Source organism: Ruegeria sp. CDSB117, assembly GCF_059611005.1.
Genome location: NZ_JBXWOS010000005.1, coordinates 95,121 through 107,650, shown reverse-complemented (window position 1 = coordinate 107,650; position 12,530 = coordinate 95,121). Strand labels below are relative to the sequence as shown.

Sequence of the window (12,530 nt, the reverse complement as noted above, 5' to 3'; positions counted from 1 at the left end):
TTCAGAACCTGTTGGGAGCGGGGCCGGTCGAGCCGCCAACTACCAGTTCGGCCTCCAGCAATCTAGTTTTTACCGGGTCTTCCGGAGATTTGATGCGTTCGATCAGCATTTCAGCGGCTATTTCTCCGGCTCGACGCACGGATGACCGTGTGGCCGTGAAAATTGGCACATCCTGACCGTTTTTCAGATAAGAAAGATCGTCGTCATGGGCGATGACTGATACGTCCTTGCCCATCTTCAACCCCGCCTCGTTGAGAGCACGGCGCACACCGATCGCGGAAATCATGGATGCGGTCAGGATGGCCGTAGGTGGGTCATCCAGGCGAAGCATATCGCGGGATTCATGGTGGCCATAAACCTCGGTCATCTCGGCGCTGCGCATCAATTCCGGGTCGGGGGACAGACCTGCCTCATGCAGGGCCTCAAGATATCCTTCGCGGCGACGTTGAGCGAAATCCATATCCTCAAGCCCGTTGATCAGGGCAATGCGACGATGCCCAAGGTCGATCAGAAACCGGGTGGCGCGCAGGAACGAACTTTTGTTGTTCACGTCGATCCAGTCATAGGGCACGTCTACCCCGGTCGATCTGCCATGAACGATAAAGGGCACGCCCATTCTGGTCAGGACCTCGATCCGATGCTCGTTGACTTTGGGGCCTTGCAAAACAATACCATCGACCGCGCCACGCTGGAAAAGACTGCGATAGGCTTCCTCGATCGAGGTGTCATCTGCATTGGTGAACATCATGTCATATCCATGATCCGAATACTTGCGTGCAGCACCGGCGACAAAATCACCAAAAATCGGGTTTACCATTTCATGCTGGGATGAGGAGGGAATCACGTGCCCAATCACCATCGAGCGGCCTGTTGCCAATCCCTTGGCCCGGCTGTTCGGCCGGTAGCCATGCTTGGCAGCGGCGGCTTGGACGCGCAGGCGCGTATCCTCGTTCACCTCGGGGTAGCCATTCAGCGCGCGACTGACAGTGGTTTGAGATAAACCAAGGATTTCTGAGAGCTGCTTTAGATTCATCTTCGCCTCAAAGCGCCTTCAAATTTGATCATTTGCGGATTTGCAGGCGCTTCCCGCCCGACTGCCACATCTTTCTGACACAGCCCTGAATATTAATAATATGGGCATCAGTAAACAGATTATTGACAAAAATTGAATGTTAGCGGATAAAGTGCGTCATCCAAAGCGCTTTGAAAATGAGTCTCAAAGGCGCGAGCAAAGTTGGGAGGAAACTTCATGAAACACTCGCTTTATGCGGGCGCGGCCACGTTCGCCCTGATGGCGGGCGCAGCGTATGCCGACAAGGTCACCGTGTTCGGCCCGTGGCTGGGGCCTGATCAGGAAAATGTCGAAAAGGTTTTGGACGGCTTTGCCGCAGCGACCGGGCATGAGTACAGCTATGTCGGCTCGGACAGCTTTGAGCAGCAGATCAGAATTGATGCCGAAGCCGGATCGGCGCCCAACGTAGCAGTGTTTCCCCAACCCGGTCTGGCATCAGATATGGCCAAGGCGGGATTCCTGACGCCCCTGAGTGAAGGAACTGCGGATTGGATTCGCGACAACTATGCGGCCGGCCAGTCGTGGGTGGATCTGGGAACCTATCAGGGCCCGGACGGGCAGGACCATCTGTATGGGTTTTTCTACAAGGTCGACGTGAAATCGCTGGTTTGGTTTGTGCCGGAGAACTTCGAAGACGCCGGCTATGAAATCCCGACCACAATGGAAGAGCTGAAGGCGCTGACCGATCAGATCGTTGCAGATGGCGAAACGCCATGGTGCATCGGGCTGGGGTCTGGCGGAGCGACCGGTTGGCCAGCGACTGACTGGGTTGAAGACATGATGCTGCGCACGTTGCCGCCCGAAGATTATGACGCCTGGGTCGCCAACGAATTGAAATTTAACGATCCTAAGGTTGTCGCCGCGATTGAAGAATTCGGAGCTTTTGCGCGCAACGATGATTACGTGGCCGGTGGAGCAGGTGCGGTTGCAACGACTGACTTCCGTGACAGCCCGAAGGGTATGTTCAGCTCACCTCCGCAGTGCTACATGCACCGTCAGGCTTCATTCATTCCCGCTTTCTTCCCTGAAGGCACGGTTGTGGGCGAAGATGCCGATTTCTTCTACTTCCCGGCCTATGAAGGCAAGGATCTTGGCAGCCCGGTCCTTGGGGCCGGCACAGTTTGGGCGATCACCAATGACAGCCCGGGCGCGCATGCGCTGATGAAATACCTGGAAACACCCGAGGCGCACGAAGCCTGGATGGCTCTGACCGGGTTCCTGACGCCGCACAAAGGCGTCGATACTTCGGTCTTCTCAGACCCTACGCTGAAGAAGATGAATGACATTCTTCTGGGGGCCACCACCTTCCGGTTTGACGGTTCCGACCTGATGCCGGGCGGCGTGGGTGCAGGCACCTTCTGGACTGGAATGGTCGACTATACGGGCGGAACACCTGCCCAGGACGTCGCCGACGAAATCCAGTCCTCGTGGGACGCGCTGGACTAAAGCGTCTGAGATTGGGCAACCCGCTCTGCCGGGTTGCCCGAACCTATCGTCGCAAGGGAGAGCGGCATGCACCCGGCATTTCAAGGCCTGCTGACCATCGCCATCGGCGTGTCAGGTTGCGTGGGCTATTTCTATCTATCCAATCAGTTTCTGGACAGAGTTCTTTTCCCGCCTCGGGGGCCGAATGCTGGCCGCAATATCAACCGCGCGAACATGATCCGGCCTTGGTTGTTTCTATTCCCAGCGCTGGCTGCTTTGGGCTTGTATCTGGCCTATCCGGTTGTCGAAACCCTGCGCCTGTCACTGACTGATCGTGTCCCGGGCGGCGGCTACAAATGGGTTGGGCTGGACAACTATATCCAGATGGCCAAGGAGCCCAAGTTTTGGGAAGCGATGCGCAACAACATGTTCTGGTTGATCATTGTGCCTGCAATGTCGACGGCCTTTGGCCTGTTGGTGGCACAGCTGACTGACCGCATTCGTTGGGGCAATCTGGCCAAGTCGCTGATCTTTATGCCTATGGCGATCTCGTTAGTTGGGGCATCGGTTATCTGGAAGCTGGTCTATGACACACGTCCGGCCGAACAAGATCAGATCGGAATGCTGAATGCGCTGTATATTTTCTTTGGCGGGACCGAACCGCAGACATGGCTTACGATACCGTTCTGGAACAGCTTTTTGCTGATGGTTGTCCTGATCTGGATTCAGACTGGTTTTGCTATGGTCATCCTGTCGGCCGCCTTGCGTGGTATCCCCGAAGAAACGATTGAAGCCGCAATTTTGGATGGCGCCAATCCGTTCCAGATCTTTTTTCGGATCAAAGTGCCGCAGATCAAAACTACTATCCTTGTCGTCTGGACCACGATCACCATTACTGTCCTCAAGGTCTTTGACATCGTCTTCGCCATGACCAACGGCCAATGGGAGACGCAGGTTCTTGCCAACTACATGTACGACAAGCTGTTCCGAGCGAATGACTGGGGCGTCGGGTCCGCTTCGGCCATGGTTATTATGCTCCTGGTGGCTCCGATTCTCGTCTGGAATGTGCGCAACGCACGGAAAGAGATGGAGTAGGGCAATGAGCGATATTGCAGGAACCAAACCCGCCCTTCGCTGGGTCGTCCATGCCTCGGTTCTCTTTCTGGTGGTGCTGTGGGTGGTACCCACGCTTGGCTTGCTGATTTCATCTTTCCGCACGGCGGACCAGATCGCAACCAGTGGTTGGTGGCGGTCGCTGTTCCCGTCCGAACAAAACCTGACCCTTCGCAGCGCGGCCCCGGATACCCAGGTACTCGAAAACGGGCTGTACGTGATCGAAGGCAATCTGTTTGACGAAGGGACGAAGGTGACAATCTCAAAATGGGGGATCAGCTCTCGCGCGATTGATGCCTTTGCCCCCGGCGAAACAGCTGAGCTGCGAAAGGGCGGCACAATCACCGTAGATGCCGCAGGGAATTACCGCATGGAGAACCCGGACGAGTTCACCGGCAGCCGCGGATCGCGTGTTTTTGTAACTGCAGAATTGCCGCCTGAGTTTACCTTAGACAATTATCACAAGGTTCTTCTGGCAGAAGACAGCACCGACAGTATGGGACGCGCATTTTTCAACACGTTGACCGTGACGATACCGGCAACGATCATTCCGATTCTCGTGGCGGCTTTTGCAGCCTACGCACTGGCCTGGATGGATTTCCCCGGGCGCGCGTTGCTTATTGCGGCTGTCGTTGGCCTGCTTGTTGTCCCGCTGCAACTGGCCCTGATCCCGTTGCTGAAATTCCACCTGAATATTGGGATTGGCAAAGGGTATTTGGGGGTTTGGATGGCGCATACCGGGTTCGGGTTGCCGCTGGCGATTTATCTTTTGCGTAACTACATGGCCGGTCTGCCCCGCGATCTGATCGAAAACGCGCGGGTCGATGGCGCGACCGAGTTTCAGATCTTTACCAAGTTGATCTTGCCGCTCAGCTTTCCAGCGCTGGCGTCTTTCGCGATCTTCCAGTTTCTCTGGACGTGGAATGACTTGCTGGTCGCCAAAGTGTTCCTGATAGACGCGTCCGGACAGACCACCGTCATGACCAACCGCATCGTCGAGCTTTTGGGCACGCGCGGTGGGAATTGGGAAATCCTTGCCACAGCGGCCTTTGTTTCGATCATCGTCCCGCTGATTGTTTTCTTCGCAATGCAAAAATATCTGGTCCGCGGTCTGTTGGCCGGGTCCGTTAAGTAGAGGCGTCTGATGAACGTGCAGAACACCGTGAAACTCGAAACAACAACCAAAGCAGCCGCCGAATGGTGGCGGGGCGGGGTGATCTACCAGATCTATCCACGCAGTTTTCAGGACAGCAACGGCGATGGAATTGGAGATCTCAAGGGTATCACCCAAAGGCTTGGTTACATCGCTTCGCTTGGCGTCGACGCAATCTGGATCTCACCCTTCTTCAAATCACCGATGAAGGACTTCGGTTACGATGTCAGCGACTATCGTGATGTTGATCCGATGTTCGGAACCATGGAGGACTTTAAGGAACTCTTGGATCAGGCGCATTCAGTGGGGCTGAAGGTGATGATTGACCTCGTGCTGTCGCACACGTCGGATCAGCACTCATGGTTCAAGGAAAGCCGGTCCAGTCGCGAAAATACCAAGTCCGACTGGTACGTTTGGGCTGATCCCAAACCCGATGGAACGCCACCAAACAACTGGCTGTCGATTTTTGGGGGGTCTGCATGGCAGTGGGATTCCCGACGCCTTCAGTACTATCTGCACAATTTCCTGACGTCGCAGCCGGATCTGAACTTCCATTGCTCGGACGTGCAGGATGCATTGCTGGATGTGGCGCGGTTCTGGCTGGACTTGGGCGTGGATGGTTTCCGTCTGGACACGATCAACTTCTATTTCCACGACAAACAACTGCGCGACAACCCTGGCCTGCCGATGGATCAGCGCAATGCCTCGATCGCGCCCATGGTGAACCCCTATAACCATCAGGATCACCTTCATTCCAAAAGCCAGCCGGAAAACATCGCCTTCCTCGAGCGGTTGCGCGCACTAACGGACGAATACGAAGGCCGTGCTTGTTTGGGCGAGGTTGGCGACGCGCAGCGCGGTCTTGAGATCATGGGTGAGTATACCAGTGGCGATAAGCGCATGCATATGTGTTATGCTTTTGAGTTTCTCGAAAAACGCGCTTTGACCGCCGCATACGCCAAACAGGTGTTTGATCAGTTGGAAGAAAAGGCTGGCGATGCATGGCCTTGCTGGGCGTTCTCAAACCATGATGTTCAGCGTCACGCGTCGCGGTGGGGGCTGGACGACGCAGCCATCCGTCAACATGCAGTGCTGATGATGTGCCTGCGTGGGTCAGCATGCTTGTACCAAGGCGAAGAACTTGGCCTGCCCGAGGCGGATGTTCCATTTGAACATCTGCAGGACCCTTACGGCATAGAATTCTGGCCGGAGTTCAAGGGCCGTGATGGTTGCCGCACTCCGATGGTTTGGGCTGCGCAGGACGAACAGTCCGGGTTCAGTACTGGAGCCCCCTGGTTGCCCGTCAGCCAAACGCAGGCCGAGCGTGCGGTTGACCGGTTAGAGCAAGAGCCAAATTCGACGTTGCACCATTATCGCCGTGCCATCGCGTTGCGCCACGCGCATCCCGCATTGATGTCTGGCCAGCAGCGCGAGATGGCGCAGTCTGGACCGATCCTGACCTTCTTGCGTGAGGACAATGCCCAACAGATATTCTGCGCGTTCAATTTGGGATCTGACAGCGCGGAAATCACACTGCCCGACGGTAACTGGCAGGCAATCGGGCAAGAGTTGGGCGGCGTCGGAGGGGCGGGGACCATCACCCTCGGTGCGGCCCAATTCTGTTTGATGGCTCGGGTACAGGGGTAAGTTATGTCTGAACTCAATCTCACGGATGTTGCCAAAACGTATGGCAATGTCGATGTCTTAAAGAACATTAACCTCGACATCGAACGCGGTGAATTGATTGTATTTGTCGGGCCTTCGGGTTGCGGTAAATCCACGTTGCTGCGTATGATTGCGGGGCTAGAAAAGATCACTGGCGGAACGCTTGAGATCGAAGGCCAGGTGATGAACGACGTGCCGCCAGCGCAGCGGGGCATTGCGATGGTTTTCCAAAGCTATGCCCTGTATCCGCACATGACGGTACGCGAAAATATGGCTTTCGCATTGAAGATCGCCAAAATGCCATCGGACGAGGTCGACGCAGCGGTAGACCGCGCCGCTCGCATCCTACAGTTGGAACCGTTTCTGGACCGCCTTCCCAAGGCCCTTTCTGGTGGCCAGCGGCAACGGGTTGCAATCGGTCGGGCGATCGTGCGCGATCCAAAGGTCTATCTGTTCGATGAACCGCTTTCCAATCTTGACGCAGCGCTGCGCGTTGCGACCCGCATAGAAATCGCGCGTCTGAAAGAGGCAATGCCCGACAGCACGATGGTCTATGTCACCCACGATCAGGTCGAGGCGATGACATTGGCCAGCCGGATTGTCGTCCTGGCCAACAAGGGGATCGCGCAGGTCGGCACTCCGCTTGAGTTGTATGAAACGCCCGACAATGAGTTTGTCGCGCAATTTATTGGCTCACCTGCGATGAACCTGTTGCCGGGGGTCATCACGCAGACTGGTGAGCGCACCGTCGTAAAACTGGATGGCGGTGGGACCGCGGTGACCAGCATCCCAACCGATGCAGCTGACGAGGGTAAACAGGTAAATATCGGAGTGCGTCCCGAAGACTTTCACCCCGTTGAAAGCAATCCGATTATGGAAGGAATTGTGGACTTTACCGAAGCACTTGGCGAGGTCACGCTGTTGTATTTTGCCGCCAAAGACGGGGAGGACCCCACAATCGCAAAACTGCCGGGGGTCCAAAAAAACATGCGGGGCCAAACCGTTGCCATTTCGGCAGATCCGGGCAAAGTTCATCTGTTTCACCAGGGCCTGTCTATGAGGAAATGACCGCGAGCCGCGCCTGATGATCGAAAGGTGCGGCACAGTACGCGAATGCCGCTTACTGTACAGTGTGGAACGTTGTCTGTGCCCCGCAGTAGTAAGTCCCGAGTTCTGCGTGCGTTGCCAAATGCATGCAGTTTACGACTGTTTTTGGTGTGAATTCTTTCGGTCGGGCATGGCAAATACTTCTTTTCCCCTTTTGAATTGCGGCGCAAAGCCTAGTCCCGAGCTTGACGGGCAGCCGTGTCAATTTCTTACGAAACATTGCCAAAATAAGCTGCTCCGGTCTCAAAATGTGACTGCGATCCCAGGGGGTAACTAGCCATATTTGCTAGATTAAATCGCAATCTGGACATACGAAATTGCCAATCCGTCACTTTTGGCCTGACAATGCCCCCGCAAAGTTCTAGCGTGGCAATCATAATAACAAAACAACACAGTCCAATAACGGGAGAACCATAATATGGCTGAACGGAAAACCCATTCCAGACGCTCGATTCTGAAAGGCGCGGGTGCGGCTGCCCTTGCTGCGCCGCTTTACAGCAAAAGCGCTCTGGCATCTTCGGGTGAAATCAACATTCTGATGTGGTCGGACTATCTGCCGCCCGCATTCCTGCAAGAGTTTGAAACTCTGACCGGAATCAAGGTGAACTATACCGGTATCGGGTCGAACGAAGAAATCATCAACAAGATGAAGGCCACCAAGGGCCAAGGCTTTGACATCGTATCGCCGACGAACAACCGCTCGCTGCAGTGGGGGCCGCTGGAACTGTTGCAGCCCTTCGACATGAACAAGGTTCCGATTGATCTGGTGAACCCTGCGATGGCACAGATCGGCACCGACGCCTGGAACTTTGCTGACGGCGGCGTACACTGGCTGCCGCATATCTGGGGTACAGAAGGTATTGCCTACCGCACCGACCTGTGGCTACCCGACGGAGACGCCCCGTCCTATGGGGACGTCTGGTCCGAAGCAAACGCAGGCAAGACCATGGGTCGCGCGCATTCGATGATGCTGGGCGCGGGTCTGTATATGGAAGCCTCCGGAGAGATGGAGCCTGGCTCTGTCTGGGCTGCGTACGGCGACGAAGACACCATGCGCAAGGTCTGGGGTCAGATCACTGACTGGTGCGTCGAGCGGAAGAACCGGATCAAGCTGATCTGGAACGATGCTGACACCCAGAAAAACGGCCTGTTGAACGAAGGCGTTATTGTCGGCCAGACCTGGGATGGTCCGCCGCTGGCGCTGAAATCAGCGGGTGAGCCGGTGCACTATCAGGCTCCGGTCGAAGGTGCGATGGCATGGGTCGACGGTATGTCGATGCCGACTGGTGCGCAGAACATCGATCAGGTTTATGCCTTCATCGATTTCGCCTATCAGGCCAAGCCTGCAGGTGTCGCCATCGACAGCCACGGGTACAACTCGCCAGTACTGGGTGCCGACCAATATGCGGGCGACACCTACAAGAAGAACTTCGCTGAGGCCTATCCGGGCGACTCGCTGGCAAACCTGAACCCATGGCCTGCTGAGGCTCCGTGGTATGCCGAAACTCGGACCGAGTTCGTCAACAAGTTCAAAAGCGCCTGATTGCTTTGACAAGGTGCCCTCCGCCACTGTGCGGAGGGCTATCAACCCGCATGCCACAAAGGCGTGACGGACGCTATTTCGGTGCGGTCATGGACTGTACCTGACGGAGATACCAAAAATGAGTGCAGGGGTCGGTGTAGATCTTGAGAACCTGTGGATCCGTTTCGGTGATTTTGTTGCCGTGAGGGATGCAAACGTGAACATCAACGGGGGCGATTTCTTTTCGTTTCTCGGTCCCTCGGGGTGCGGCAAAACAACGATCCTGCGGGCAGTTTCGGGCTTTCTTGAACCAAGCGAAGGCAAAGTTCTGATCGGCGGCAAGGATATGCGGGGCATTGGTCCGAACAAACGCCCGACCGCCCTGATTTTTCAGAACCTCGCGTTGTTCCCGCTGATGAAAGTGTGGGAAAATATCACCTTCTCATTGGAGATCAGCGGCGCAAGCGCAAAAGAACGCCGAAAGCGTGCCGATGAGCTGCTGGACATGATCGCGCTGCCCGATCAAGGTGACAAGCTGCCAAGCGAGTTGTCCGGTGGTCAGCGCCAACGGGTTGCCATCGCCCGCGCGCTTTGTGCGGAACCGGACGTGCTGCTGCTGGATGAACCGTTGTCCGCGCTGGACCTCAAACTGCGCCAGCATATGCGCACCGAGCTGCGAGAGATTCAAAAGCGCGTCGGCATCACTTTCATCTATATCACCCACGACCAGGGCGAAGCCCTGACCATGTCAGACAATATCGCTGTCATGCGGGCTGGCGTGATCGATCAAATCGCCGATGGCAAGACTATCTATAATGATCCCAACACTGCATTCGCGGCCTCTTTCGTAGGTGAAAACAACGTATTTCGCGGCAAAATTAAACAGGTTATGGGGAACGAAGCGCTGATTTCAACGAACCGGTCTGGTGAACTGGTTGCACGCATCTCGACCGCCAACCAAGGAAAGCTGACAGTGGGTGATGACGCCATGATGTTCATACGCCCCGAAGCTTTTGCGATCGCCGCCGATGGTGCGGCAGGCGATCACTTTGTTACCGCGCGGGTGAACCACGAAGAATTCGAAGGTAACGTCTTCAACATCTTCACCGAAGGTGACGGCGGTAAAGAGATCAAGGTGTCCTTGCCAAATCTCGGCCAATCCTTCGATGACCACACAGGCCAAAACATCACGTTGGAATATGAGACCCGCAATGCGGTTCTGGTTCCGGCGGGTGATTTGGCCGCAGAATAAGGGGGCCTTCTATGCCAGGCTTCCTGAAAGAATTCTTCAACCGAAACGGCATCGGCATGGGCGCCGCAATATTGGGTCTTGTCCTGTTCTGGACTATTGGCCTGATCATTCTGCCCCAGCTGTCGATGCTGGATTTCTCCTTCCGTCCGAACCTGCCACCGCCCGAGATTGGCGGGCCCAAGGACGTCTATACGCTGGAGAACTACAAATACCTGATCTATGGCCCCGAAGGCGGCAGTCAGTCCTATAATGCAGTCGACCTGAGGGTCTTTTTCCGCACGCTGCTGGCCGCAGTCTGTGTGACGATCTTCAACCTGATCCTCTGCTATCCGATTGCCTATTATCTGGGTCAGTCCAAAGGCAACCACATTCGCATCTTCGCGATCATGCTGATCATCCCATATTGGATCAACGAGATTTTGCGCGCCTTTGCCCTGCGGATTATCTTTGGTGAGACCGGTGTTTTGAATACCCTGTTCGTGGGGCTGGGCATCTGGGATACGCCGTTTGACTTTATTCGCAATGACATCGCGCTCTATGCCGGTCTGGGTTATGCCTACATCCTGCTGATGATCTTCCCGATGTACAATGTGATCGAAAGTCTGGACAAAAACCAGATCGAGGCCGCGCGTGATCTTGGTGCGCCATGGTGGCGAATTCACTGGCGTGTGGTCATTCCTTACGCCAAACCGGGCATCAGCTCGGGCTGTACCATGGTGTTCATGCTAAGCGCCGGTGCGCTGGCCGCGCCGCAAATCCTGGGCGGACCGTCCAGCCTGTGGTTCACGCAGCTGATCTACCAGCAGTTCAATGACAACAATGACTGGCCGCAGGGTGCCGCCTACGCCATCGTTCTGCTGGTGACCTGTATCCTGTTCGTGCTGGCGATGATGCGCCTGTTCAAGGTGAACATGGGGGATATCGGGAAATGAACAATTCCTTCCTTCGTGTAAGCATCTGGGTCTATCTGGTCATCTTCTTCCTGTACCTGCTGGGCCCGCTGGTAATCATGTCGGTCACGGCCTTCAATTCCTCGGCCTTCCCACGGATGACGCCGTGGGAGTGTCTGACCTTCCAGTGGTTCGGCGAGCTGTTTCAGGATCAGCGTATCCTGAACGGCATCAAGAACTCGCTGATCATTGGCGCCGGAACGGTTATTCTGTCGGTGGCGATGGGTCTGGCCGGTGCGCTGATGCTGACCCAGATCTGGCCTAAGTTGCGGGCGACCTACTATACGATCATAATCGCTCCGATCCTGATCCCGGGTGTTGTTCTGGGCATCTCGACTTTGGTGTTCTGGGATCGGATCAACCGGATGCTGGGACTGGGTGCAGATAGCTTCCTGTCCAACGGTATCTTTCTGACGGTGATCGGCCAATCCACCTTTATTGCAAGCTATTGCATGCTGGTTCTGGTGGCGCGCCTGCAGCGTTACGATGTGGCATTGACCGAAGCGGCGCTGGACCTTGGTGCAACGCATGCTCAGGCTTTCCGCAAGATCCTGTTGCCCTTCATGCGTCCTGCGATCGCGTCGGCTGCAGTGCTGGCGTTCCTCGCTTCGTTCGAGAACTACAACACGACCACTTTCACCTTTGGTGAATACCCGACGCTGACGATCGAACTGGCCCAAAAGGTGCGCTACGGCATTACGCCTGCCATTTCGGCTCTGGCCTTCATCATCGTGGCACTAACCGTGTTCTTTGCCTTGTTGAACGAAGCCAAGCTCAAGCGTCAGGAACTGGTGGCCGCAGCCCGCAAGAGCGCCACAGTTGAGGAGCTGGCCGGCAAGATTAAGCTGCCCAGCTTCTTTGCTGGCAACATGGCGGCTGTCCTGCTGGTTGTGTTTGCGGTTGCGACGATCACTGTCGTCGGAACCGCAACGGCCTACAACCCCGGCCAATGCATCGCCAATGTGAAAGAGCAGAAACGTCTGGAAGCGGAACAACGCATTCAAGAGCTGCGCAAGCAGCGCGAAGAACAGCGTAAGAAGCGCGAGGCCGAAGAAGCCGAACAAGGTGGTGCGCAGCAATCCACACCGAAACCGTCCAACAACAGTGGTTTTGGCAACGTCTTTGCGCCGAATGCTCTGGGTGGTGACGCGGAAGAGGAGAGTTCGGATACTGAAACTCCACCTTCAAACAACGGTGGCTTTGGGGGCGCGTTCGACCCCAACAGTCTGCAGACTGACCAGTAGGTTTCGGAGCGAATTCCAAAACCAGCG

At 55.8% G+C, this 12,530-nt stretch carries 10 protein-coding genes; 9 read left to right on the top strand and 1 reads right to left on the bottom strand.

The features are described 5' to 3' along the window. Position 1: 1 nt before the first annotated feature. Positions 2-1,033, bottom strand: coding sequence for a LacI family DNA-binding transcriptional regulator (locus tag AC2FJC_RS07970; RefSeq protein WP_496739073.1), 1,032 nt, complete (start codon positions 1,031-1,033; stop codon positions 2-4). 216 nt (positions 1,034-1,249) lie between these two features. Between AC2FJC_RS07970 and AC2FJC_RS07965 the strand changes: the two genes are divergently transcribed. The 9 genes from AC2FJC_RS07965 (at position 1,250) to AC2FJC_RS07925 (ending at position 12,503) form a co-directional block, all read left to right on the top strand. Continuing rightward, positions 1,250-2,518 carry an ABC transporter substrate-binding protein gene (locus tag AC2FJC_RS07965; protein WP_058276650.1) on the top strand — a complete coding sequence of 423 codons (1,269 nt, stop codon included), beginning with the start codon at positions 1,250-1,252 and terminating at the stop codon, positions 2,516-2,518. A 66-nt stretch (positions 2,519-2,584) separates the two neighbouring features. Beyond that, on the top strand, positions 2,585-3,592 hold the full coding sequence (locus AC2FJC_RS07960) for a carbohydrate ABC transporter permease (RefSeq protein ID WP_496739072.1): 1,008 nt from the start codon (positions 2,585-2,587) through the stop codon (positions 3,590-3,592). A 4-nt stretch (positions 3,593-3,596) separates the two neighbouring features. Next, the gene (locus tag AC2FJC_RS07955) at positions 3,597-4,745 is read left to right on the top strand and encodes a carbohydrate ABC transporter permease (RefSeq protein WP_496739071.1); all 1,149 of its coding nucleotides are present in this window, start codon (positions 3,597-3,599) and stop codon (positions 4,743-4,745) included. Between the two features lie 9 nt (positions 4,746-4,754). After that, positions 4,755-6,410: an alpha-glucosidase gene (locus tag AC2FJC_RS07950; RefSeq protein WP_496739070.1), complete on the top strand. Its 1,656-nt coding sequence runs from the start codon at positions 4,755-4,757 to the stop codon at positions 6,408-6,410. A 3-nt stretch (positions 6,411-6,413) separates the two neighbouring features. Beyond that, positions 6,414-7,496 (top strand): ABC transporter ATP-binding protein, encoded by a 1,083-nt coding sequence (locus tag AC2FJC_RS07945; protein ID WP_496739069.1) that lies wholly within the window; start codon positions 6,414-6,416, stop codon positions 7,494-7,496. A gap of 457 nt (positions 7,497-7,953) precedes the next feature. After that, a complete protein-coding gene (locus AC2FJC_RS07940) occupies positions 7,954-9,078 on the top strand; it encodes an extracellular solute-binding protein (protein ID WP_496739068.1) in 1,125 nt (374 codons plus the stop codon). Positions 9,079-9,196: 118 nt separating this feature from the next. Further along, a complete protein-coding gene (locus AC2FJC_RS07935) occupies positions 9,197-10,309 on the top strand; it encodes an ABC transporter ATP-binding protein (RefSeq protein ID WP_496739067.1) in 1,113 nt (370 codons plus the stop codon). A gap of 11 nt (positions 10,310-10,320) precedes the next feature. Beyond that, entirely contained in the window at positions 10,321-11,241 is a 921-nt protein-coding gene (locus tag AC2FJC_RS07930) for an ABC transporter permease (RefSeq protein WP_058272003.1), read from the top strand. Then, a complete protein-coding gene (locus AC2FJC_RS07925) occupies positions 11,238-12,503 on the top strand; it encodes an ABC transporter permease (RefSeq protein ID WP_496739066.1) in 1,266 nt (421 codons plus the stop codon). Before AC2FJC_RS07930 ends, AC2FJC_RS07925 begins: the two co-directional genes overlap by 4 nt. Positions 12,504-12,530: the final 27 nt, after the last annotated feature.

Excerpts from the sequence above, each read along its gene's own strand:
- AC2FJC_RS07925 (WP_496739066.1), top strand. The coding sequence starts at position 11,238 with ATGAACAATTCCTTCCTTCGTGTAAGCATCTGGGTCTATCTGGTCATC.
- AC2FJC_RS07945 (WP_496739069.1), top strand. The coding sequence starts at position 6,414 with ATGTCTGAACTCAATCTCACGGATGTTGCCAAAACGTATGGCAATGTC.
- AC2FJC_RS07955 (WP_496739071.1), top strand. The coding sequence starts at position 3,597 with ATGAGCGATATTGCAGGAACCAAACCCGCCCTTCGCTGGGTCGTCCAT.
- AC2FJC_RS07970 (WP_496739073.1), bottom strand. The coding sequence starts at position 1,033 with ATGAATCTAAAGCAGCTCTCAGAAATCCTTGGTTTATCTCAAACCACT.
- AC2FJC_RS07940 (WP_496739068.1), top strand. The coding sequence starts at position 7,954 with ATGGCTGAACGGAAAACCCATTCCAGACGCTCGATTCTGAAAGGCGCG.
- AC2FJC_RS07935 (WP_496739067.1), top strand. The coding sequence starts at position 9,197 with ATGAGTGCAGGGGTCGGTGTAGATCTTGAGAACCTGTGGATCCGTTTC.
- AC2FJC_RS07960 (WP_496739072.1), top strand. The coding sequence starts at position 2,585 with ATGCACCCGGCATTTCAAGGCCTGCTGACCATCGCCATCGGCGTGTCA.
- AC2FJC_RS07950 (WP_496739070.1), top strand. The coding sequence starts at position 4,755 with ATGAACGTGCAGAACACCGTGAAACTCGAAACAACAACCAAAGCAGCC.
- AC2FJC_RS07965 (WP_058276650.1), top strand. The coding sequence starts at position 1,250 with ATGAAACACTCGCTTTATGCGGGCGCGGCCACGTTCGCCCTGATGGCG.
- AC2FJC_RS07930 (WP_058272003.1), top strand. The coding sequence starts at position 10,321 with ATGCCAGGCTTCCTGAAAGAATTCTTCAACCGAAACGGCATCGGCATG.